The organism is Martelella alba (assembly GCF_005217455.1).
In the GTDB taxonomy this organism is placed as follows: Bacteria; Pseudomonadota; Gammaproteobacteria; order Enterobacterales; family Enterobacteriaceae; genus Acerihabitans.
In genome coordinates this window covers 1-21,405 of record NZ_SZPQ01000058.1, presented here as the reverse complement: position 1 = coordinate 21,405, position 21,405 = coordinate 1, and the positions used below count along the sequence as shown (strand labels likewise).

The window sequence follows — 21,405 nt, the reverse complement described above, 5'->3', positions numbered from 1 at the left end:
AATTCCGGATAAACACTCTGGGAAATTGTCTGGCCAACCATCGCTATCCATCCGGTCGGTGGTGTATCTGTCGGCCACGGTAAAGGGACTCCGACAGGCGCCGATTGATTACATAATACGTTAATGGCCGCCAATGCTTGAGCATCGTTCGCAGAATCGAGAGTCAAGCTACCGCCCTGCACCAAGTTAACCAGTTCACGCTGAATGGTATTAAACCACGCGGCAGGCAATATAGTGGGCGATACACCACCAGCGACATTGCCGTCGGTAAATTCACCGTCGCTATCGGCGGTGCTCGTAATATTGCCAATTTTTTGCATAGCAACCTCTCGCCAATTTAGGCGATAACTGAATGTTGGAATCATTATTCGGCGTAGCCGAATTTCACTATAGTATGGGACGGTGATAGTTTAGACAGCCGGCATTCGAGCCGTTTGTTGCCCCAGGAACGTAGCGGGTCACCACAATAGCTCAGTCCAGCCTGGGCATAGATGATGGTGGTTTCCGGCGCGTTTACCCGCCAAACAAACGGCCATTCATCTCCGTTCAGCGCATCCCCGCAAACCGACATCCCAGAGCGGGCCTGACGGAACTGAGTAATGGTGATGGTATAGCCGAGAGTTTCGGCTACGCTGATAAAATACTCTATTGACTGGCCGCCCGTACTGAACAGTTTGGCCACCACTGCCGCCTGGCGCAGCGCTATGCTGTCCGTCTCACCGATGGCACAATCATCTGGCAGTCCGAGCGTTTTTTCCCACTCCGCCAGTAAAATGGTGGCCGTTTTGGGGAACGCCCCGACCAAGAGCGCCTGAGCTGCGTCATCACTCGCCTGAAAACTACCGGCCAGCGCCGTCAATACGGCAATTTGTACGGCGTCCGGATCACGAGGCCAAACCGAACCCGTCGGCATCAACCCCTGCAGAGCGGCCGTATAATCATTCGTGGAGTACAGGCTCATAAATAGGTCACCGTACCGCGCACCGGCATACCACCGGTAGGCATGACGATATTCGCCACCGGCGCAGTCAGGATAAATCCCTCAGTGCCACTAATATCGGCGATGGCGGCCAGAATATCCGATAGGTAAATCGTTCCGCCCGGCACGCCATATTCAAAAAACACATTATCAATAGCCGCAGCGATGGCCGACGTGATGTCGCTGCCGGCGCTCGATAGCCCGCTGATAGAGAAATTAACCAACGTTTTAATCGGTGAACAGACATAGACGACTGCCGTTACAGGCTGTAGCGGATAAATATAGTCCGCCACCCGACCCTGATCGCCGGTGGCTTTCACAGCACCCCAACTATCCAGTGATGATATTCCATCAGTTCCCGTCGGAAACCCGCCATCGTTACTGGTGCTGTCGCTATCCAGCATGATATAGACGCCCACCGTACCGGCGCCCATTAGCCGCGGGGCGGTCCAGGCCCGGGTAACCCCGGAGACTGTCAGCGCCCAGGACTCGTAATCATCATCATTACCGCCCTGGGGTGTGTTCTGATAGGCCAGCAACATGCGGGAACGAAACGCATCTTCCCTCTCAATATCCGCCCCGCCGGTTATGGCCGCGGCGGCAGTTGCTTGGCTATCGATACCCGACGCTGCGGCGTCCAAAGTCAAAATAGTGTTAATCGGAGCGTTGCCAGCCTCCCCACCGCCGGTAGTGTCCTCAGTGGGATCAGGCAAAACAGCGGTAATAGAGCCGGAGGCGATTCCATCCGTACCTATCGTGATCCCCGCGTCCAGGGTATATTGGTAGCCATCGCTACGATTGAGGACTACGCCAGCTGATAAGGTGGCCTCGGAAGTTCCGGTAAGGGTTACCGCTGGACAGGTGGCGGCTGTGGCGGGCTTACGGGTAACATTTTTCAGCGCCGCCCAGGCCGCCATGTTTTCATCGGTCGCGGTAAACGGTACACCTTGTTTGGCGATCCAGTCCAGATAACCATAATGCAAGTACGCTAAGCCAGCGTCCGCGTCACCCAAAATGCCCAGGTTGGAAAATCTGAGCAGCGCGCCGATGTTTTTCAGTTCCGACTGGATAAAAGCCTGGTTCCGTGACCGCAATTCGGTCAGCGTTGGTCGATTAAAAGGCATGAGTTACTCCCAGACCCAGGAATATTTGAAAGTGGTGTCCGTGCCGTCGGGTTTGATGAAGACGATTTGCATGTATAGGCGGCCCGGGTAAACGATTTGGGTGGTGATCGTGATACTGGCCACTACATCATCATCCAGCAGCCACTGAAGCGCCTCTTTAGCGTAGTCCTCGGCTTTACCTGCAACGGCATGGGTGAGTTTTTGGCGCTTCAACAGCCATAACCGGGAACCGATGGCATAATCCGCCCCGCTATCGCCCCACCAGCCGCGGCGATCATCTCCATCATAATCGTCGTCCGCACGAGCCTGGCGATCGGTAAACAAACTGATCAGGACGGCGGTTTTTAAATCGCTGCCGCTGAGCAGATCGCCGGTTGACTCCTGCCAGTCGCCGACAGAGTTATCGCTATCCCAAACCGTTGTGATGTCGGTCATTCTACGGGGTTCCCTGTAGTTTTGCTGGTAACGGTCGAACTGCCGCTTTCAACCTCCGCCACCTGATGAGTGTGTTCGTTATAGGCATCGCGGAGTTGTTTCAGTGTCACGGCATTGGAGCCGCTATTGTCGATGATATCGCCAGTGACATAGAGTCTCGGCGTGTCCAGCGTGACGCTTTCGGTCGCCGTCGCTTTGAGCGTTGTTGCGTTGTTGACGGTCACCGGCTGGCCATTGGCCTCAACGATGATCCCGTCCTTGGTCAATTTGACGTACATACCCCACTGGTTGTATATCACCGTCTCGCCGGCGTTCAGGCCGGCATGTCGATAGGACTGATGGTTCGAGGCGATAACCACCGCGCTGGAGCGGTCACCGCCGAGAAATCCCAGCACTACGTCAGTGCCGGCCGGCAATCCGGAGGAAAAACCGAATTCCGCCATGCGGGGGGTGTCGCCCCGGACCTCCATTGCCGTCGCGTATTGTACTCGCTGGATTACGCCGCTGTCGGATAACCCGGTCACTTTACCGATGCCGAGCATCATTTTTACCTGGCGGTAAAGTTTGGAAATGCTGCCGTTAATGTCCATTAATCAGCTCCGGGACCTCTTGATAGAATTGATACGGTTCAACGGTAAATGCTTCAGGGGGCATGAGAACCATTTGCGCTGCAGTGCCACGCTCATCACGGATATAGGAAACCTCGGACAACAACCAATTTTCGTTTTTGAGCCCAAAAACGGGGATCGAGATAGGTACCAATGTGTTCGGCTCCCACAATTTCCCGGCGCTGTCCCGCCAACTATCGACCGTCACCTGCAACATTTTCGATCGGCCATATCGGCGGTTCATTTCCCAATTAATGCACGCCTGGGCTTTGTCATGAGCAACCATGGTGCTTTCAACTATCACAATACGATGACGGTAACGCATCGTCAGCGCTTCCGGATCAGTGGCTGAAGCCCTGGTGATAGCGCTGTAATCCCCCGTCATTGGGGTAACAGACAAAGACACGCCGGTATAGTTAGAAAACCGTTCGTCCATAGACGATTCATAGGCCGCATCCTGAATATTTAAGCCCTGCGCTACTCCGCTTGCTGCTTTTTTAGCCCCGACTCGGGTCATAAGCAGATTGCCGTCCGGCTGGTCGTAATAAAGCAGCGCCGCCCATCGAGATATCCGGTCAATAATCTCCTGCGGAGTTTCACCCCAATTAAGGGTGAACTGCGGTACTGTTGCCAAACCATCGACGTCAGAAGAAACAGTAATGCCGTAGGGGCGTGCCAGACGCTGGGCGATTTGTAGCGCATTGGCGTTGCTGATCACGTTATTGGGCCACTCTGCCGAGCAATCGACCAGGTCCTCACATTTATTTCGGCCTATCGCCCTGACCTCATGACGGGAACGGCTAATCATCGGTGCCCACCGGTCGATATAGCCGGTGACTACCAGATCACTACCCAATTTGACCACGCAGGGGTCGCCCGGCTTCACTAATTGCTGTTCGTCGCTGCCGGGGTAATAGTCCATTAGCGACAGCTCAAAATCGCTGGGTAACCGCTCTATGCCGCGTGTCACGCGCACCCGGTCCCACCCGGAAATAATCTTGTTGTTGACGGTTAGGGTTAGTTCATCGCTCATGAGTTTAGGGCCTGGAACGTGCTCGGCATAAACGCCGGATGAATGGGGTCAGCCATCTTTACCAGGGACTCGGCGCGAGACGCGTCTTGATAGAGCCGATTGGCGATGTTCAGCGCCGGCAGTGCCCTGCTGAAATTGACCGTCTTGGTGTGCGCCAGGTCTGCGCCGGCAGTCTGTAGCGTGGTGACTGTCACGGAACGAAGTGCCTGCAGCTCACTGTAGACATCATCGTAGCCGGCATCCGCCACGGTCAGGGTAACCGCATCAATCACGGCGATAACTCTGCTCAACACGTTCATGGCGTCGTCGTAGCTGGATGGCGAATATTGAGACGCCGCGTTTGCCATAGCGCCGGCCGCCAGGACGATAAAATAAATCTGCGCAGCGGTGGCAATCTCGCTATCGCTGGTCGCCGGGCGGTAGGTGGTATCACTAAAATCAGCCAAGGATTCCCAGGCAAGGATCAGGTCGCTGATGCTGGCGATACCGCTATTGATGGCGTCAACGACTGACTGAACATTGTCTGAGTAATCCGACACCGTAGTGGACGCCAGTAATGTCGCGGTTGTGTCGTCTATGGCCTGGCGGTTTTCGATGGACTGCGCCATTTTTTGGGCCACCAACGTATCGTAGTCCGTGGTGTCATCGGTGGTATCGGTCGTGTTCGTCGCCCCTGAGGCATTGCCGCCGACCGCGCCGTCGTTGTAACGGCCATATCGGGTGGTGCCGAAAGTACTTTTCAGGGTGTTGTTAAGATTCGTGGCCTGATCCGATATGTTGGTGACCATGCGTACCCAAAACTGACCGGTGCTTTTCAGCGTCTTTATCGCCTGGGTAACGGTGCGTAGATCCCCGCTAACCTCCGAGACAAACGTAGCCGCAGTTTTTGACGCCAGCGACAACCAGGAAGTGTTTACCGTAGAGGCGGCACTGTCCGCGCCGGTGATGGCGAATACTTTTAATCCGGACTCGATAACCGTCAGGGTAAATTCGAATGCCCGGCCAGAGGTCATCGCCTCGCTGATCCTGAGTCCGCCCTCGGGGATGCTGACTGTTAATTCCCCCAGAGTGGGATGAACCAGCGTACCGGCCCCGTTAGTCTCGCAAGCGGCCACCAGCGAATCACGTTGCGTCATTACATCGGAAGCAGTATAGAGCAGGCTGCTCTGCACGATAAAGCCGCGCAATGTCAGTCGGCGAGTTGAACGCCCAATATCTTCCACCCACGCCATATCGCGATAAGGGTATTCGTGAACTGCCTGACGCCGGCCAAAATGGCTCTCACCCGTTACGACCGCAAACGGAACGCCGCGAAATGAGGCGGAATGCAGATGCTCGGACCATTTCCAACTGTCACCGGAACCACCCAGGAGTGAGGATAATTCGTCGCTTAATATGGACATGCCTTACCCCATATAAGAAAAACCCTCCGTAGAGGGTTATTAGAGAAATTCATTTTATTTAATTTTTTTAGCTGTGATTCCAGAGCCATTTATATAATCTAATTCATAAATATCTCCCACGGTAGAGCTTATAAATACCCTATTGCCATCTATAATCCTAAATGACTGAATTGTAATATTATTCTTCGCATGAATAGATGAGTTTATATTCATGGCGCTATAACACAACGTATTTTTGTTACTATAAAATTCCTTAATTTCCTGAGAGCACTTTCCTATATCACCAAAGAATCCATGTAAAAGATAAATTATACATATCAAAATCACAGAAAAAACAACAGTTACTAATCTCATTATTTTTCTTTTAATGGATGAGGCCTTACTAAATGATTGATAAAGACATAATAAAAATAAAATAAATAAAATTATTATATAAGTCATAATTTCAATTCCTTTTTAGCAAAGGAATATATTACCAATAATTATTATTGTATTGCTACTGATATGACATTGAAGTAGAGATTTTTGACCCTTCCGTATTTATGATCCGTTTCTCACCGGTTTGACCGTTGGTGATCGTTAGCTCAATTTGAGTCTTACTGTCCTTCATGGCCATGGCAATTGCGTTGGCTATATCCTGCGCAGAAGATGAGGCGTTGGTTACAAGTTGCTCAGAATTAATTCTATACGGTGGCGCAACGATCGGATTGCTGTCTTCTGGTGACATCTGAGGGCTAACAGGCGAGTAACTTGGTAAGCCAGGCATAATTCTATTAAGGTAGTCTCTGGTTTCCTTGGGCGCATGATAAAGTCCATGCACCCTAACCCTCATTGGCCCCCAGTTATACGCGGCAACGGCCTTAGCCACATCACCATCAAACATCCTCAATAAATCAGACAGATATTTAGCGGCAGCTTCAGAAGATTTTCCAAAATCCATCCTATCGTCACGACTATTTAGCCCATAATCCCGACCGGTATCCGGCATAAATTGGAATGGCCCTTCAGCCCCAGCACTGGAGTAAAGGTGCTTTCCGCCACTTGATTCCGCCTGATAGACACGATTGAGTATTCCGGGTGGTAATTGAAATTTTTTCTCCAACTGCGGAAAAAGAGTGGTGCCCTGAACATTACCGTTGCTTTGGGAGTTGTAAGACGGCGGTTGAACGTAGAGCTTTTGAACATCACTATACAACTGCTGAGCTTGCCAAATGGGGCCGTAATAGCTATCGATTTTATCCAGTAATTCTTTTGATGCGTAGCCTAAGTAAAGATCTGTTTTTTCTTTAAATGAAAGCGTTTTCTTGAAGTTCTCGTCACCCTCTGCCTTACGCAGAATGTCGGCCTGTTTACCGCCATTGTTCCAAGTGAGAATGGATCCTATGGCTACGTTATCCGGACCGTTAACCATCAACTGTTTTATTTCATCAAGAGAGTTTCTTATCAGATCAGATTGCCCCAGCCATGACTGGGACTTCATGAGCATGCCATCCCAGGCGGCACCGACCTGGTTAATATCATCTCGAAAAGCCAGGGCGTTCTGAATATCCTGATCGCTAAAAATCAACCCGTCACGTTGGGCCTGCTCTTTCAGGCGTTGAATTTGGTCTGTGGACTGCCTGAGATAGTTAAGCATCTCAGGGGATAGGCCGGTTTTATCACCGAAAACGGCCTGTAGTGCTGGCGTCATCTGTACCAGTTTTTTATGCATATCGTCCAACAGACGATTCATGTCAACTACACCCTGGTCGTTATAATAAAGACCAATTCCTTTCGATTGCAGCAATCCTTCAAATTGCGGGTCAAGGCCTTGGATGGCGTTATTGGCACGGCTGAATAGATCGGTGATTGAGCTTTCAGCCTTATCCCGTTCGGCGCCGTTCTCCACCATCGCGCCGGTGAGCTCCTGGAATGCCCGAGTGGCCATGCCGATATTTTTTGCGGTTGTCTCGATGCGATAACCACTGCCGGCAAACTCCACCACACTATTTTTAACCGTGTTGATGACTTTGGCAATACCGCCCAGCCCCACTGTTAATCCGGCGACCATCTTCAGGGGAGGTACCAGATCACCAATAAACTGCACGCCATCCCTGGCATTCTTCGCCATGTTTTTAAAGCTAAAATTCAGCTTATCCAAGCCATCAAGGGATTCCTGTCCGCCCAGCTTAAGCCCGTCCTGGGTTTTGGTGAGGTTGGGCAGCAAATTTTTCACCGCCTCATCTATGCGCTGAATAGACGCACTTACCTGATCATCTGCCTTCAGCTCAAAATCAAAGGAATTAGCCACCTGATACCCTCACCTTGTTAATCCGTTCGCCCTGTCCTGCCCACCAGCGCAACTCACTCCACTTCAAAGACCACGCATCACGCGGACCCCAGTGATAATAAACCGTCACGTCAGCGATCAGTTCCCGCCAGTCTCCGCTGTCGGGGAGTAGTTCAAAAAACCCAGCAAATACCCCTCGCAAGCCTTGTAATCGGTGATAGCCAGTTTCTTGATGACCTCACGAGGCACAGCTGAGAGCAGCGAGATTAACAGCCCCATGGCACTAAGACCGCCTGCTTTGGTCTGTTCATCGTAAAACTGCTGTACCTGCAACAGCGTCGGCTCGCACAGATCCAGCGCTTCCCAGGTCTGCTTACCGCTATTATCCGATATGGGTTTGACCAGGGTGATGGTTTTGGTTCTTTCCAGTTCTGCCATGATTAATTCTCCGTTACCGAAGCGCCTTCCCAACGAATATCGAAGGTCGCTTCTGTGGAATCTACTTCCTGCACATTCACACACCACATGCCGGAGCCGATGATAGTTTTTCCGTTGGCCAACTCGGCCACCACAGTGATATTGGTTTGGCCGTTAAAATCCGCTACCGTGGTACCGCCGCTGTCGCGCACCTGGCAGGAGATGTAAGGTGCGTTAGGCGTCTCCTTGTAGCCATGCACCCCATCCATGCCGGTCAGAGTGTCCCGTTTCACGGTGGACGGACTGTATTTGAACTGCCCGGCCACCATGATGGTAATGCCGTCGCAGGTCACATACGCTGTGCCCGCGAGGCGATTAGTTGTATCAGCCATGTTTCCTCACGACGCCATCTGGCGGAATTGGTTAAGCAGCGCAAAAATGCGCAGTTGATCGATTAGCGTGCCATCCCACAACACATCGACTCGGTTCGGGTTGCTGGCGTTCTGCTGTACCAGCAACCCGGCGGCGAATCCGGCAGCGTTTTGCACATAGCCGTTGGTCACCAACGTGGCGTACTGGGCAATCAGTTCGGCGCGGATGATGTTCGGCGTCACAATCGCCGCGCCGGCGGCAAACCGGGTACCATCGGCAGCCAGTTTCATCCGGGCGAATTTCGAGGTGATCTGCGTTTTCAGGTAGCGGGTGACGTACATCAGCAAAAACATCGTCTCGATTTCCAGATAGCTGTTGTCCTCAGCGCCATAGCTGTTGGTCTGGTAGGTGGTGATAATGTTTTCCACCGCCACGGTACCGTCATCGGCCACGGTGAACGTCGATATACCGCTGTAGAGCAAGTTATTGCGCTCCGTCTGGGTAAAGCGGCTGGCGTCCGGCGGCGCCAGCACACCGCTGATAGTCAAGGTTTGCACCGGGCGCCCGGGGTCATTGCGCAGACTGTTGGCAATTGCCCCATAGGTGGCCGCGGCCCAGACATAGGCCGGTGTTGGCGAATCATAAACGCCCAGCAGCGATTCATGCTGGTTGTTGCGCGCCTCACCCGAGGCGGTCAGGGTGCCATAGGTGCCGGCCAGCGTGCCGAAACTGTGTCCATAGAGTTGCGAGGCATAGCCCCACCGCCCGCCGCTGTCGGACAGGAACGTTTTCAGCGCGTCCAGTGACGTCGTGTCGGTATAGGGGTTGATGATAAAATCGTAGGTTTTATCCCCCAGGTTGGCCAGCGCATCGTTTAAATCCGGCGCACTGGCGCCGCCGGCCATGGCGACGATGGTCAGCGTTAACCCAGTGGGCGTCGCCTCACCACCGGCGCTGCCCTGGTAATTCAGGCGAATATCAATGCCGTTGCCATGCGCACCGGCGTTTTTCACTGTCAGTGTAATGACGGCCGCCGCCGCGGATGCGGTTACCGGCAATGATGTGCTGGCATTGATGGCGGCTGCCAGGGCGGTCGCGATAGCGGCCACAGTATCAGTGGCCACTACCGTCAACTGCACCCGGATACCGGCGATATAGAGTGAAATCACTCCGGTTTCGCTGGGCGCGCTGGCCACGGTAATTTTGCCGGTCGCGGCCGCCATGGTGTCGCCATCATCCGACAGCGGCAGCAGATAAATTTCGCCGGCGGTATCGTTGGCCAGGTAGGCAGTGATGAGCGAATGGAGCATTGAACCGGCGCCACACACGCCCGCTACCGTGGTCGCCGAGGACGCGAGTAACGGCACGTTCGGCGTCGCGGTGCCGGTGGGTAATTGCTGGCCGATAATCAGCGTGCGCTGGGTAGCGGTAGCGGTATTCGCCTGGGAGTTATCGAACTCGGCGTAAAACAGCGGCGTGCGCAAATTGCTGGGAATTTTAGTGAATGGGATCGTCATTATTTAGTATCCTCTTGCGCCGCTGTGGAAGCCGTTGCAGTGGCGGAGGCTGCTGTATCGGTGCTATCCGCCGGTGCTGAAGTTGCCGCCGCGATCGACACATCCCCGTCCCGTAGCCGGCGGCGCCAGAAACTGGTATCCGGCACTTCCGCCCCTTCTGCGGGCAACAACGTGCCTTTGACCGGGTCACGCACCGCGCGCCCAGTATTGGGTTTCACAAACATGGGTTACTCCAGATTTATTGAGGCAGGTCGACCGCCACCACAGGTTCGGTGGTGCCGTCAGGCATTTTGATGGTCGTGTCGATGCCGGCCAGCGGCACGGTTTCAACCGGATAAAAATCCTCCGGCCCCTGGTAATACTCGATTTCCAGCTCCATCGAGAGTTGAGCTATGTGACCCTCGCCGCTGGTATTCAGATCGATACGCGAGCGAATGGCTTTAAACTGCTGGATTTGCCGGGTCAGGTCATAACTGTTGATGACCGCCCGCTCGATGTCTTCACGTAGCGACTCCAGCGCCTGTTGGGCTTTAATCGCGCCGTCATTGTCGGCAGCGCTGTCCAACTCTTGCAGGCGGCCGGAAATCAACACTGTCGTGGTGGTGTTAAACTGCGGAGCGTTGCGGCCCAGCGATTGTTTATCGTCAAAGGCGGTCTGTACTAGTATGGCCGGGTACATATCCTCGGAGGTTGACCAGTCCTGGGGCGAAAACACATTCGCGCCGGCCGCCGTTTTGCCCTGTAGTGCAGTGACCACCAGCCCGCGTAATATGGCAGCGTTCATGTGCCCACCCTGTTCAAAATAAGAATGCTCCCGCCGTGGCTATCGGGTTGTACGTTGTTGATCACAAACAGCGTTTGCACCCGATAGACATACACCCGGTCGCCCGTCTGAGGTGGTGAGGAAAATACCGCATCGCGCACGCCCAGCACCGGATGGGTGGAATTGATGGTCGGGCCGTCGTCGATGGATTCCACCGCCTCGGTATAGGCCCGATCAAAAATTCCGGGGATGTCGTAGGCTGTACCCGCTTTCGGCCGGTAATTAACCGGCTCGCCGAACACTGCCTGGAGGGGCGCCAGGAGATTCACATCCCAGTTGATGCCCATGGCTATGCCTTGGTTTCAACCGGGCCCTGAACAGTGGTATTGTCCTGGGTAGAAACCGACACGGCTGCCGGTTGTTCCGCGGCGGCGGCCTGCAATGATTCTCGCGTCGCGACGAAGCCGGCTTTGATGAGATGCTCAGCAGATTCCTCATCCAGAGTGATCAGTGTGTTCTGCGGATATTTGGTGCCGTCGTGGTGCACGGTTTTGCCTTTCAGCACCACAACTTCGACCGTTGCATTTTCAGTTGCTTTAGCCATTATGCCACCACCGTTGCGCAAAGAGAGGCATTAACCCGGCTGGGAATGACGATCGGCGCGGATTGCATCAGCAGATAGCGCTGGGCGGGATCGGGCATCACCCAGGTTTTGGGCGCATAGGACATTGGGCCATAATTGAAGGCCGGATCCAGAATGACGCCGAACGCCCGGGTACCCATCAGACCGGCGCCGCACATAATGACCGTACCATCCACCAGCATCGGTTGTTCTGCCCCGGCGGCATCCAAATACCAATCGTTGTACAGCCACAGATCGAAGTTACCCCAACGGCCTTTGTATACCGCCCCTTTCTCATTGCGTGCGCCGGCATCAATCTGATTACCAAACGGACTCATGTTGGGAAATACAATGGCGTTGTCTTTGATAGACGTATCCAGGCGGAACGCCAACCAGGATTTCGGGGTAAAAATCAGATCGGTGGCATTGGCACCGGATTTTTGCAGGTAAAGCACCTGCCAGGTTTCGATATTACTCGACGGCAGGGTATTGGTTGCTCCTGCGTCCACCGTTGTCGGCCACAGACTGGCACCGCTCAGCGCAATAGTCAGTGCGCTATCGCGGCCAAAATCCACCACGGTAGTTTCGTAACCCTCGCCCGAAACTGTCACCGTTGCGCTTTGCAGTGCCTGGGCCGCCATCCACTCCATGCGGCGATTGAGCATGTCAATCTGGTCAGCCATCTCGAACTGAATGTTGATCATCTCGCGTTCGGCCGCGGTATATTCACCGCCGATACGCTCACCGATTTGCCGGCGGACCGGTTTGCGCAGATCGGGGGCGCGTTTATCCTTGATGTAGGGCGGTTTGAAGGTATTGGTCTGGTAGCGACGGCTTTCCACCAACTTACCTTCGACCAGCGGCGAGCAAAACGGTGCCATGCGGCGCAGGCCAACATCGACGTCGATGGAAACGAACTCGGTCTCGCTATTTACCACATTAGGGAAAAACCGGTCCAGCAGCCAATTCTGAGAGGTTTTCAGATTGGGGATCAACTGTACCAGTTGGTCAGTATCGAAAATATTCATAGGGTTCTCGCAAGAAAAAGACGTACGAAACCACCAGCGCGTGGCACCGGGATGGCATCAGATAACAGGATTTAGGATAGCGAAGCGGGCGCTTGAACGGAGTCGCGCAGGAAAATACCGAGAGAACGAAACGCGGGTTTGAGGGTAGCCGCCGTCCAACTGGTGTCAAACGTCAGGCGGTTTTGGTTAAACTCACCCATCAGGTATACGCCACCGGTCACATCGGCCGCGGTCGCGTCAACGTCATCGGCCAAGATAGCCGCCGGCGTCTGGCTGCCGTCGGTAGCGGTGGCCACGCAGAGCGTATATTTCCCGGATGCCGTAACCACACCCAACACGGTGCCGCGGACATATCTCGCCGTGGCGCCGGTCAGGATAGTCACGGTATCCGTGACGAGTTGAAGGGGCCCGGAAACAAGCTGATCCGGGATGAACGTATCCTGGCGGGCGTTGGGCTGCCAGGAGTTATCACCAAATTGATTGACCGTCATTATTTATTACCCACTGCCTGGTTATAGAGGCTGGTCGCACGATTGACCAGGGCCGATTTACCGTTTGAACCGCCGTCTGCGCCCAGCTTGACGTTGGGAACGTCTTGCATGCGGGCATCGAGACTGCGCCGTCCGGTGGAAACCTCCGGGGCCGAGCTGGCCAGTACGCGGATGGCCGCCCTGGCTGACATGGACGTATTGAACGCCAGCGACGCCGCTAACGCCGGTCGTCCGGCGGCATGCTGGCTGGCAAAGATAGCGGCGCAGCGCGACTTTTCGGCCTTGCGGCCTTTTTTGACGTTCTTGTCTTCATCCTTATCGTCGTCATCATCGTCGGCAGCGTCCGGATCATCATCGTCATCATCGTCGGCGCGCTTAGCCGTTTTGCCTTCTTTTTTGTCATCGTCCTTTCCGTCGTCATCGTCTTCAGAGGCGTCCGGATCATCGTCGTCCTTGCGGTCATCGTCCTCAGCCTTGCGGGCTTTTTTGGACTTTTGCTTGTTGTCCTCATCGTCTTCAGCGGCGGATGGGGCGCGGCCCAACAGGTGTGCAAAATTAAACATATTATTCTCCAGCTTGTTTTAACAATTGCCTGAATGCGGCGTCCGGGGTCATGACCCTATCAGCCAGACCCAGTTCAACGCCGGCCGCCGCCATAAAACAGGCCGCCTGCGTATCACGGATGGTTTTTTCAGATATCCCGCGGTTGCGGGCGACGGTACTCACAAACAGCCGGCCGATTTCATCGACATCCGACTGAATGGCCTCGCGCGCGGTGTCGGACAACTCGACGTAGGGGTTACCCTCGAATTTCCGGTCCCCGTAGGTAATGATGGTGACCTGCAACCCGTCGCTTTTTATCTTTTGTGACCAGTCGACATGCATCACAATGACGCCGACCGACCCCACCCCGCCGGTACGCGGCACGCAAATGCAATCCGCGGCACTCGCCAGGGCATAGGCGGCGGAATAAGCGTTTTCCGTCAGGATGGCATGTATCGGCTTATCGCCGCGGGATTTATAAATGGTGTCCACCAGGTCGAAACAGCCGGCCACCTCGCCGCCCGGGGAATCGATATCCAGGCAGATACCTTTGACATCCGGGTCATAGAGGGCGGTCAGAAAACTCTGCCGGATGCCATCATAACCGGTCATGCCGCTGTAGGGTCGCAATGAGCCCAGCTTTTGCACCAGCGTGCCCTGGATGGGAATGACGGCGATCCCCTCGACAAGCTCATAACCGATGTCATTGCTCTTTTTGTGGCTGAACGAGTCGACCTCATCGTCGCCCCAGACGGAGGCCGATTTGATTTGGGTGATGCCGAACCGCTCCGACAGCGCCGCCATCACCACTTCGGCCTTAAGCGGGTGAATAGCCAGCGGCACATTAAAAAGCCGCTGGGCCAGGTGAGGTAAATTAATCACTGGACCTCCGGATCCTTTATTTTTTCGGGTGCCAGTAAATCAGCATCCATCCAGGTGAATGGCGTCAACCCGCGTTCCTCCAGCGCCTCTTTTTCACGTTTGCGCTGATCGAGATTTTCTTCCCAATCCTCGCCCTCGTTTTCAGCGACCTCACGCTCCAGCGTAGAGAGGCCGGATTCCATCCCCAGGATAGAACCCTTCTTCTCAGCGACCGGGTCAACCCAACCACGTCCCGGCCCCATCCAATTCGCCCGACAATAGGCTGTTCTGGCCTCCAAGAAATCCGGGGCGCTGGCCGGCAGCGGCAAGTCACCAACGTCGAAAACCTCTTCAATGAAGGCGGACAGGATGGGTTGGCAAAAACCCATGGCATAATCGGCGCGCCGTCGGGTCAATGTTTTCCATGCCTCCAACATGGCGGCGCGGGCGCTGGAGTAATTCACATCCGACCAGTCCTGGGAGATCTGTTGAGCAGAAAGCCCGGTGGCGGCTGAGATGTTGCGCAGCACCGCGTTTTCAAAATCTCGAAAATTACTGGTCGGCCGGGCGGCATTGACGGTACCGAGAGTTTCGCCCGGGTATAGCGCGGTGATACGAGCGCCGTTTTGCAGGGATATCCGCCGATCGTTGTGAAACTCGGCGCGTCCGGTCTGATAGTCACCCAACTCCGACACGCTGCCGGCGCCGAGCGCACCCTCGACCATTTGCGGGTCATACGGCGATTGGATATACGCGCCAAAAATCGAATTGAGGATCGCGGCTTCCAGTTCGGTATGGTCATATTTGATGAGCATTTTCATTTTCTGAACGATAGGTGCCAGGATGCCATTACCCCGGTGCTGCGCACCCCGTTCATGGTCAAAATCGTGAACAATGATGGGACGCCCCCAAGACGTCTCGCGGGGAATTTTTTTCCAGGTCAGGCTTTTTTCTGCGTTATACCAATCGCCCATATGCGCCTGGCGCAGCCAGTACGCCACCGGTGCGCCGTCGTCGTCGATTTCCACCCCGCCGCGGGTATAACGCAGATCGAACTGCTGTTGCGGATTACTCAATCGGTCCGGATCAACAATCTGTATTGCGGTGGCGTAACGAGCGCGCCCCGGCCCGAGCCGGTCAGTCCGGTATTGCAAGTAGGCCAGCGCATCGCCGTCGACTAATTTGTGCCGAAACCCGAGGCGGATCATCTGTGAAACGGTCTGCTTGCGCTCCACATCACAGTAACGACCCTCATCGTTCGCCCAGGTGCGCCAGGCGGCCTCTACAACACGGCCATATTCATCCGCCCAGGTAGCGTCAAACGCCTTGTTACCGCTCATGATCGCCAGCGCCCGATAATCCGGTTTGATAATCGGCCGGAAATTGGCACCGATGGCATTATCCAGGATGCGGGTGATGCTGCCGGCGGCCCAGCCGTCATTACGAACTAAATCCCGGATACGCGACACAATGCGGTCGCGGTAAATATTGATTTCGTTATCCGGCGACCACAGCGCCGGCTGCCAGTTGGCCAACTGGTCGCTGAAGGTGTCGGCGGCGTCATAGGGAACCCGGCCGCTGCCGTTAAGCGCCGCTGGCCGCGGCCGGGCCGGCGCCAAGGGTTGGCCATTGGGGCCTAAAATTCTGACTTCGCTCATCAGTAACGAAACCTTATCGCCCGGCGCGGGCGAGGAACTATCCCCAGTTGAGCTTGCAGGAGCTGGATCAGTGCCATCAATTGCTGCATGCTGGTCGGCATGTACGTCACAGAACGGGTACCGTCGCCCTGAGCATAGGAAAAAGAAACGCCCTTGACGCCCATGGATAAATCAAGATATGCCTGCTGTGCGGAGTCCAGCGCCGCTTGCAACTGCGCGGTACTCATTCCCGCCAGCAGACTGGTGTTTTTATCAAACATAGGAAATCCTTTAGGCCAAGAGATCGGACATGCGCTTGCGCGCCGCCGGCGCGTCGGGCGTGGAGATAATCACGCCAGGGAGGCGCAGTTGCGGTTTTTCCTCGGGTTGCGCCGGCGGCGGCTCCAAGGCGTCCGGATTGGTTGCGATAGCGTCAGCGGTAACGTTCAGTTTCAGCCCCAGATAGAGCAGCCCGCACAGTGCGCCATAGGCGTACACCCGACAGTCGAGCGCCTCATTCGCCCGACCCGGCAGTTGCTCCCAAACACGATAACGCTGGCCGCCGGCAGTTTTCAGCACCGACCGCTCGGCCAGGAGTTGGCCGAAATAATTCAAATCCCGTTCAACCGGAAAATGCATGTAGCCAGCCGCCAGCTGACCCGGTTCCGGTGGCTCAATGTGCAACCGGGCGCGGACCGAATCCTTCGCGGCATTGACGCCCAGAATGATTGGGCGGAATTGTGATTTTGTCCGTGATGTCGGTTTTTTAGTCGGCCAGACCGGCGAGCGTTTGCCGCCGCGGGCCGACTCACCTTTGATTGCCCAAATGCGCCGGCCAAGCCGGTCTTTACAAAATTCATAGACCTTTTGCGTGTGGTGGCCGCCGGAGTCCATGCAGGCCGCCATGATCGTGAATCCCCGGCCATCAGCCCGGCGCCAAATTTGTTTCAGGTAGGCGTCCAGCCGGTGCCAGGGTTCGTCCGTTTCCAAATCGCCCTCAATGACATCGTGAGCAATGGACCAGCTTTCCTCATTACGGCCCCAACCTACCACTTCCAGTTCGAATCGGTCATCTTGGGTATCGATACCCACGGTAAGCGCGGCCACGCCGTCCGGCACCTCGGCCGGGTAGACCTCGCAGCGTTCAACCAACCGGCGTTCGCTCAGTGCTTTCTCGCCGCGGTCTTCATAGGACTCGCCCAGCACCAAGTTGATGAACGTCTGGCGCATCAGAGGGTCATCTTTTACCCGCAACCATTCGGCCACCAGGTGTTTCCATGCCGCATTCGGGAACAGACTATAGGCGGCCCAGATATGAAAACCGGCATTGCCAGTAAACGGTTTAGTTGGGCGCCATTCGCCGCGTTTGAGCATTCCAGGCAAATCGCTATGGCGGATGACACAGCCATTATGCCGGCAAGCGTAATATGCCGTTTCCGGCAGCCCGTTGCCGTTTTCGTCTTTGTCCCACTTGATACCGTAGGGCGTGTCAGTCCCGCCCCACTCCAACACCTGATATTCGCCACAGTGCGGACATGGCACGTAGAAAAACCGCTGATCACTCTCATCGAACGCTTTATCAATACGGCTTGTTCCTTTAACCGTCGGTGTCGACCCGACGCCGATCTTTCGATTCCAGAACGTCTCGGAACGCTTGATACCCAGGGCAATCTGGTCACCTTCCATCCCGGCGCCGCCGGCCGGGTACCCGTCAACCTCATCGAACAAGATGATCCGGCAGGTGATGCGCCGGAAACCGCCGGGGCTATTGGCCCCGGTCAGGGTCAGGTTGGCGCCATTGGCGAACGTCTTTTTCAGGATGGTTTGATTACTATCCTTGGCTTTTGGGTCAGGGCAGATTTCTGTCAGTGCCGGCGTGTCGCGCAGCATCGGCATGATTTCGGTTTTGCTGTAGTCCTCGGCGTCCTCAACCCGAGGTTGCACCACCAGAATGGGCGATGGGTCATGCGAGAGGTAGTAGGCGATCACATGGTCGAGTATTTTGGTATAGCCGACGCGGGCCGATTTTTTGACCGTGACCTGCATTACGGCCGGATCGGTGAACGCATCCATGATGCCGTTCTGATAAGCAAAGGCGCGGAATTTGCCGGTCTGGGCACTCGTTTCCTTTGAGAGTACGGCATGCTTATTGGCCCATTCGCTCAGTGATAACGGCTCGGGCGGATTGATATTGGTCCGGCTATGGAGTAATCCGCTGGAAAAATTATGCCAGGCGGTCGAGTTGACCTTCCCCGTGGTCGTTGTTTGTGTCAAGGCTCAACTCCTCCATTGCCTCATAAACCACCTCTTGAAGAGCCGCCACAAACTCGGCGTCATTCGAGGTTGAGGCCAACACCCGCAACCGGGGGCCATGCTCGGGCGCAATGGCAATCAACCGAGTACGCATGCGTGAGTACTCCATACCCACGGCCTCGATCATGGGTTTATAGGGAAGTAGTAGACCGGATTTTTCATCATTTTCCAGCTTGGCCAACTCTGCCAGGTAATGCTCCTTCATAGCGCGCGACTCTTCTATCGGGCGGATTGTGACCTGTCCGCTGGATAATTCGTCATAAATTTTCTCAGCGCGCTCCTTGAGATTATCGGAATCCTGATCCGGTTTTTTCTTCGCGTTCTTGGTCCGGATATCCGTACTGTCACGGTAGCGCTTTAAGTTTTCATCGCTGGCCTCGACGTCCACTTTTTTCCCATCCATGACTATGTACTGACCGGACTTTATCCAACGGGTTACCGTCTTGCGGTCGACACCAGCATGGTCAGCGTAGGCACTGATGCTCATCGTGGACATGGGACATTTTTCTCTCAAAGTGGGACATGAATGGTCAATGGGACGATGTCCCAGAAAACTGGGACACAAACGGAACATTCTCTAAAGCCAAAATCTGTCACCAGCCGTTGTGCCGCAAAGGATTAAACATTTTTGCAACATTGGGACATGGGACACAAATTCAAAATTTCATAGCTAGACGCAAAACGCGGCGCGCAATGCCCGCGTGTTAGACCCCTCGGGGAAGGACCCAAACGGGAATGGCTCTCATCTAGCGGTCCTCATTGCTTCATCGAGCGCCTTGCTCATCTCGCCCGGCATCCGCCGGTCCGCCATCGTTTGGGCTGTCTTCATATACCCCAGATGCTCCTGTACCGGTAGTGCGTTACCGAATCGGATAAGTAGCCGCAGTTTTGTGGTGTTGCTCCGCTCGCGCCGCGTACCCTTCGCTGAACGAGGTAGGCGTTTCTTTCCTTTGCGGCCGGCCTTTACCTTGACCCGCTGCCAGACACCATTCACACCATCGACCGTTCCGATAAACACGTCGCGGCGCGCTTTCAGTTGCGCCAGTTTGTTCTTGGTAAGGTTGCCGTACTTGTTCAACCGGATATCTTTGGGATTAAGCAATGCCTGGCTATTCAGCTTATGCACGCCCCCGAACTCGAATGGCTCCAGGTATGCGGCGGCAATGTTACGCACAAACACCTTTGCGACCAGGTTGTCTTTGCGGGCGCCTATCGAGCCGACGGCATTAACCGTGAACGGCGTGGGGCTTTGCAAAACCCGCTGCATTTTGACCTTTTCAGCTTCCTGAATCTGGCGCGCTGTACTGGTCAATGCCCTGGCCATCGCGTAGGGGATCTGCCGTTGCAATGACTGCAACTGTCTGGACAGATCTCTGAGATTGGCCATGTTTTCCCCTGAAGATAAAAAGCCACCAGCAACCAAGCCTTGATGGCGGTGAGTGTTGCTGATGACTTTGCTTGCACATTGGTATATCCACTCGGTGGATGGTTATACCAACAGGGTTTATTCAATTATCTAAAGGTTGATATTTATCACATCATCTGTACATAAAAGTAATAATATTCTCATTTCCAACAATCTGTAAAACGAGATAAAAATAATGTACGAATACAAGATTACTTACATTTTCAAAAAAAAAAGAAAAACATTCACATACCCCACAAAGATCAAACTAGTTTATAGTGAAGAAGATAAAAACGATCAGCTTATCAAGCCCCTAGCTGCTGAAAATGAGGGCGGACTTCCTTTACTTGATTACCCGAGAGGACAGGATAAAGAAGCGCTGTCACCGATAGAAATCATTTCCATTGAAATGGAGAATATCACCGACTGACAAAAAATAAACTCGTTGAAAATCCCTCTATATCAGCACTTCACCGCAGGCCCACTTTATGAATGGGCCTTACACTGATTACTTCATGACCTAGTCAGTCGGCCCTTCCCTGTTTCCATCAGAACAAAATTAAACTGCATAAAATATTTTTCTTCCCAGGCAATAATCCGTTCTTTGATAATCTGTTTCGCCTTCTTTCGTGCGAGCATTGAACCAGATCCCTTGCTCGCCTCAACGAATGTAACCGCGTCAAAGCGAGATATGTCATGGGCTTCGATTTCAGCTTCTGACAATGGAAGTGGTTTACGTGCGGCGAAGCCATTTACCCAATAATCATGGAGGGCCTTGAAGCACTCTTCTTGATACGCAACAAGCCTTTCACGAATTGCGATCTTCACTTTCGCTGGGTTGATGCTGAACAACCAGCCGTTAAGCTTGCGCAGTGGCATGCAAAGCATCTGTTGAGGGCCGCCACTTGAAGGGATGGTCATATGACCACACCCAAACTTTTCTTTCTGTGACGTCAACTTACGATACTGCGTCTTCCAGTTAAGGCCTATGCCTTCAACAATCGGCCTCATGGCGACAAATTCAGTGCCATTATCCCGAATAGTTGTCAGTTTATTGCCATTGAACATTACTTCAGCACTGAGCGGACATTGCATGGTGACTTCCTTCAAAAAAGAGCCCTCAGTTCACGCAGGACAGCCAGCACCCGAGGTCACCAATAACTGGCGTCCTCTGAAGGCACTTTTGTGAATGGACTCGGGATAGGGTTACGCTCGTGACAGCGTGTTTATTGCTGGTATAAAAAAGCCCCGGATTTACCGAGGCTGTATGCTTCTTGAGGTGATTACAGCTTCTTGGCCAGGGCCACCGCTTCGGCGAACACCGACTCGACATCATGCCCCGCCAGCAACAGAACTGATTTCAGTTTGGCAGCGAACGCGTCCAGATCTGCCTCTACGGTCTGTACGATGGTCTCAGTTGCCGGCGCAGCGGGTGCCGGGTCTGTAGCTGCCACAGCTACAAATGCCAGGGTGTTTACGCTGGCAGTCGTGCCATCTGCCAGGGTTGAAACCAGAGTCGCAGCGCCGACAGTGGTGCTTACCAGACTGACAGATACCTGACCATTGGCGTCAGTGGTTCCCTGCG

28 protein-coding genes are annotated in these 21,405 nt (G+C 54.3%); 1 reads left to right on the top strand and 27 read right to left on the bottom strand.

The features are described from left to right. The 25 genes from FCN80_RS23615 to FCN80_RS23495 all read right to left on the bottom strand — a co-directional run. Positions 1-320: tail fiber protein (locus FCN80_RS23615; RefSeq protein ID WP_136992778.1), on the bottom strand; the 320-nt coding region annotated here is incomplete at its 3' end. Between the two features lie 44 nt (positions 321-364). Continuing rightward, positions 365-961, bottom strand: coding sequence for a YmfQ family protein (locus FCN80_RS23610; RefSeq protein WP_136992777.1), 597 nt, complete (start codon positions 959-961; stop codon positions 365-367). After that, a complete protein-coding gene (locus FCN80_RS23605; protein ID WP_136992776.1) occupies positions 958-2,103 on the bottom strand; it encodes a baseplate J/gp47 family protein in 1,146 nt (381 codons plus the stop codon). The genes FCN80_RS23610 and FCN80_RS23605 overlap by 4 nt, the downstream gene beginning before the upstream one ends. Positions 2,104-2,106: 3 nt before the next feature. Further along, on the bottom strand, positions 2,107-2,538 hold the full coding sequence (locus tag FCN80_RS23600; RefSeq protein ID WP_136992775.1) for a phage GP46 family protein: 432 nt from the start codon (positions 2,536-2,538) through the stop codon (positions 2,107-2,109). Next, positions 2,535-3,128: a phage baseplate assembly protein domain-containing protein gene (locus FCN80_RS23595; protein WP_230492895.1), complete on the bottom strand. Its 594-nt coding sequence runs from the start codon at positions 3,126-3,128 to the stop codon at positions 2,535-2,537. Before FCN80_RS23595 ends, FCN80_RS23600 begins: the two co-directional genes overlap by 4 nt. Further along, entirely contained in the window at positions 3,118-4,179 is a 1,062-nt protein-coding gene (locus tag FCN80_RS23590) for a phage baseplate assembly protein (protein WP_136992774.1), read from the bottom strand. Before FCN80_RS23590 ends, FCN80_RS23595 begins: the two co-directional genes overlap by 11 nt. After that, positions 4,176-5,582, bottom strand: a complete 1,407-nt coding sequence (locus FCN80_RS23585; RefSeq protein WP_136992773.1) for a DNA circularization protein — start codon at positions 5,580-5,582, stop codon at positions 4,176-4,178. Before FCN80_RS23585 ends, FCN80_RS23590 begins: the two co-directional genes overlap by 4 nt. A gap of 54 nt (positions 5,583-5,636) precedes the next feature. Further along, positions 5,637-6,023, bottom strand: coding sequence for a hypothetical protein (locus tag FCN80_RS23580; protein WP_136992772.1), 387 nt, complete (start codon positions 6,021-6,023; stop codon positions 5,637-5,639). A gap of 55 nt (positions 6,024-6,078) precedes the next feature. Continuing rightward, positions 6,079-7,872, bottom strand: a complete 1,794-nt coding sequence (locus FCN80_RS23575; protein WP_136992771.1) for a transglycosylase SLT domain-containing protein — start codon at positions 7,870-7,872, stop codon at positions 6,079-6,081. A gap of 117 nt (positions 7,873-7,989) precedes the next feature. Then, entirely contained in the window at positions 7,990-8,289 is a 300-nt protein-coding gene (locus FCN80_RS23570; protein ID WP_136992770.1) for a phage tail assembly protein, read from the bottom strand. Positions 8,290-8,291: 2 nt separating this feature from the next. Next, positions 8,292-8,660, bottom strand: a complete 369-nt coding sequence (locus FCN80_RS23565) for a phage tail tube protein (protein WP_136992769.1) — start codon at positions 8,658-8,660, stop codon at positions 8,292-8,294. A gap of 6 nt (positions 8,661-8,666) precedes the next feature. Beyond that, positions 8,667-10,157 (bottom strand): phage tail sheath subtilisin-like domain-containing protein, encoded by a 1,491-nt coding sequence (locus tag FCN80_RS23560; protein WP_136992768.1) that lies wholly within the window; start codon positions 10,155-10,157, stop codon positions 8,667-8,669. After that, the gene (locus FCN80_RS23555) at positions 10,157-10,381 is read right to left on the bottom strand and encodes a DUF2635 domain-containing protein (RefSeq protein ID WP_136992767.1); all 225 of its coding nucleotides are present in this window, start codon (positions 10,379-10,381) and stop codon (positions 10,157-10,159) included. Before FCN80_RS23555 ends, FCN80_RS23560 begins: the two co-directional genes overlap by 1 nt. 14 nt (positions 10,382-10,395) lie before the next feature. Then, positions 10,396-10,941: an ATP-binding protein gene (locus FCN80_RS23550; RefSeq protein ID WP_136992766.1), complete on the bottom strand. Its 546-nt coding sequence runs from the start codon at positions 10,939-10,941 to the stop codon at positions 10,396-10,398. Further along, positions 10,938-11,267: a head-tail joining protein gene (locus tag FCN80_RS23545; protein WP_136992765.1), complete on the bottom strand. Its 330-nt coding sequence runs from the start codon at positions 11,265-11,267 to the stop codon at positions 10,938-10,940. The genes FCN80_RS23550 and FCN80_RS23545 overlap by 4 nt, the downstream gene beginning before the upstream one ends. A gap of 2 nt (positions 11,268-11,269) precedes the next feature. Further along, positions 11,270-11,524, bottom strand: coding sequence for a hypothetical protein (locus FCN80_RS23540; protein WP_136992764.1), 255 nt, complete (start codon positions 11,522-11,524; stop codon positions 11,270-11,272). Continuing rightward, positions 11,524-12,570 carry a major capsid protein gene (locus tag FCN80_RS23535; protein WP_136992763.1) on the bottom strand — a complete coding sequence of 349 codons (1,047 nt, stop codon included), beginning with the start codon at positions 12,568-12,570 and terminating at the stop codon, positions 11,524-11,526. The genes FCN80_RS23540 and FCN80_RS23535 overlap by 1 nt, the downstream gene beginning before the upstream one ends. Positions 12,571-12,641: 71 nt before the next feature. Continuing rightward, the gene (locus tag FCN80_RS23530) at positions 12,642-13,061 is read right to left on the bottom strand and encodes a head decoration protein (RefSeq protein ID WP_136992762.1); all 420 of its coding nucleotides are present in this window, start codon (positions 13,059-13,061) and stop codon (positions 12,642-12,644) included. Continuing rightward, positions 13,061-13,624: a hypothetical protein gene (locus tag FCN80_RS26540; RefSeq protein WP_170975508.1), complete on the bottom strand. Its 564-nt coding sequence runs from the start codon at positions 13,622-13,624 to the stop codon at positions 13,061-13,063. Before FCN80_RS26540 ends, FCN80_RS23530 begins: the two co-directional genes overlap by 1 nt. Before the next feature lies 1 nt (position 13,625). Continuing rightward, on the bottom strand, positions 13,626-14,486 hold the full coding sequence (locus FCN80_RS23520) for a S49 family peptidase (protein WP_230492894.1): 861 nt from the start codon (positions 14,484-14,486) through the stop codon (positions 13,626-13,628). After that, positions 14,483-16,123, bottom strand: coding sequence for a phage portal protein (locus FCN80_RS23515; RefSeq protein ID WP_136992760.1), 1,641 nt, complete (start codon positions 16,121-16,123; stop codon positions 14,483-14,485). Before FCN80_RS23515 ends, FCN80_RS23520 begins: the two co-directional genes overlap by 4 nt. Then, positions 16,123-16,383 carry a gpW family head-tail joining protein gene (gene gpW / locus FCN80_RS23510; RefSeq protein ID WP_136992759.1) on the bottom strand — a complete coding sequence of 87 codons (261 nt, stop codon included), beginning with the start codon at positions 16,381-16,383 and terminating at the stop codon, positions 16,123-16,125. The genes FCN80_RS23515 and gpW overlap by 1 nt, the downstream gene beginning before the upstream one ends. 10 nt (positions 16,384-16,393) lie before the next feature. Next, on the bottom strand, positions 16,394-18,376 hold the full coding sequence (locus tag FCN80_RS23505; protein WP_136992758.1) for a phage terminase large subunit family protein: 1,983 nt from the start codon (positions 18,374-18,376) through the stop codon (positions 16,394-16,396). Beyond that, complete coding sequence (locus tag FCN80_RS23500; protein WP_230492893.1) at positions 18,327-18,911, bottom strand: hypothetical protein; 585 nt, start codon at positions 18,909-18,911, stop codon at positions 18,327-18,329. Before FCN80_RS23500 ends, FCN80_RS23505 begins: the two co-directional genes overlap by 50 nt. 246 nt (positions 18,912-19,157) lie before the next feature. Next, positions 19,158-19,802 (bottom strand): hypothetical protein, encoded by a 645-nt coding sequence (locus tag FCN80_RS23495; protein ID WP_136992757.1) that lies wholly within the window; start codon positions 19,800-19,802, stop codon positions 19,158-19,160. A gap of 214 nt (positions 19,803-20,016) precedes the next feature. Here FCN80_RS23495 and FCN80_RS23490 point away from each other — a divergent pair, with 214 nt between their 5' ends. Further along, positions 20,017-20,250: a hypothetical protein gene (locus FCN80_RS23490; protein ID WP_136992756.1), complete on the top strand. Its 234-nt coding sequence runs from the start codon at positions 20,017-20,019 to the stop codon at positions 20,248-20,250. An 83-nt stretch (positions 20,251-20,333) separates the two neighbouring features. On the opposite strand, the gene FCN80_RS23485 is transcribed toward FCN80_RS23490, so the two are convergent. Both FCN80_RS23485 and FCN80_RS26535 read right to left on the bottom strand, forming a co-directional pair. Next, complete coding sequence (locus FCN80_RS23485) at positions 20,334-20,930, bottom strand: phage antirepressor N-terminal domain-containing protein (RefSeq protein WP_136992755.1); 597 nt, start codon at positions 20,928-20,930, stop codon at positions 20,334-20,336. Between the two features lie 173 nt (positions 20,931-21,103). Next, a partial coding sequence (locus FCN80_RS26535) for a hypothetical protein (RefSeq protein WP_230492892.1) occupies positions 21,104-21,405 on the bottom strand: 302 nt, incomplete at its 5' end.

Coding starts and splice junctions, on each gene's coding strand:
- FCN80_RS23610 (WP_136992777.1), bottom strand. CDS start 961: ATGAGCCTGTACTCCACGAATGATTATACGGCCGCTCTGCAGGGGTTG.
- FCN80_RS23605 (WP_136992776.1), bottom strand. CDS start 2,103: ATGCCTTTTAATCGACCAACGCTGACCGAATTGCGGTCACGGAACCAG.
- FCN80_RS23600 (WP_136992775.1), bottom strand. CDS start 2,538: ATGACCGACATCACAACGGTTTGGGATAGCGATAACTCTGTCGGCGAC.
- FCN80_RS23595 (WP_230492895.1), bottom strand. CDS start 3,128: ATGGACATTAACGGCAGCATTTCCAAACTTTACCGCCAGGTAAAAATG.
- FCN80_RS23590 (WP_136992774.1), bottom strand. CDS start 4,179: ATGAGCGATGAACTAACCCTAACCGTCAACAACAAGATTATTTCCGGG.
- FCN80_RS23585 (WP_136992773.1), bottom strand. CDS start 5,582: ATGTCCATATTAAGCGACGAATTATCCTCACTCCTGGGTGGTTCCGGT.
- FCN80_RS23580 (WP_136992772.1), bottom strand. CDS start 6,023: ATGACTTATATAATAATTTTATTTATTTTATTTTTATTATGTCTTTAT.
- FCN80_RS23570 (WP_136992770.1), bottom strand. CDS start 8,289: ATGGCAGAACTGGAAAGAACCAAAACCATCACCCTGGTCAAACCCATA.
- FCN80_RS23565 (WP_136992769.1), bottom strand. CDS start 8,660: ATGGCTGATACAACTAATCGCCTCGCGGGCACAGCGTATGTGACCTGC.
- FCN80_RS23560 (WP_136992768.1), bottom strand. CDS start 10,157: ATGACGATCCCATTCACTAAAATTCCCAGCAATTTGCGCACGCCGCTG.
- FCN80_RS23555 (WP_136992767.1), bottom strand. CDS start 10,381: ATGTTTGTGAAACCCAATACTGGGCGCGCGGTGCGTGACCCGGTCAAA.
- FCN80_RS23550 (WP_136992766.1), bottom strand. CDS start 10,941: ATGAACGCTGCCATATTACGCGGGCTGGTGGTCACTGCACTACAGGGC.
- FCN80_RS23545 (WP_136992765.1), bottom strand. CDS start 11,267: ATGGGCATCAACTGGGATGTGAATCTCCTGGCGCCCCTCCAGGCAGTG.
- FCN80_RS23540 (WP_136992764.1), bottom strand. CDS start 11,524: ATGGCTAAAGCAACTGAAAATGCAACGGTCGAAGTTGTGGTGCTGAAA.
- FCN80_RS23535 (WP_136992763.1), bottom strand. CDS start 12,570: ATGAATATTTTCGATACTGACCAACTGGTACAGTTGATCCCCAATCTG.
- FCN80_RS23530 (WP_136992762.1), bottom strand. CDS start 13,061: ATGACGGTCAATCAATTTGGTGATAACTCCTGGCAGCCCAACGCCCGC.
- FCN80_RS26540 (WP_170975508.1), bottom strand. CDS start 13,624: ATGTTTAATTTTGCACACCTGTTGGGCCGCGCCCCATCCGCCGCTGAA.
- FCN80_RS23515 (WP_136992760.1), bottom strand. CDS start 16,123: ATGAGCGAAGTCAGAATTTTAGGCCCCAATGGCCAACCCTTGGCGCCG.
- gpW (WP_136992759.1), bottom strand. CDS start 16,383: ATGTTTGATAAAAACACCAGTCTGCTGGCGGGAATGAGTACCGCGCAG.
- FCN80_RS23500 (WP_230492893.1), bottom strand. CDS start 18,911: ATGTCCACGATGAGCATCAGTGCCTACGCTGACCATGCTGGTGTCGAC.
- FCN80_RS23495 (WP_136992757.1), bottom strand. CDS start 19,802: ATGGCCAATCTCAGAGATCTGTCCAGACAGTTGCAGTCATTGCAACGG.
- FCN80_RS23490 (WP_136992756.1), top strand. CDS start 20,017: ATGTACGAATACAAGATTACTTACATTTTCAAAAAAAAAAGAAAAACA.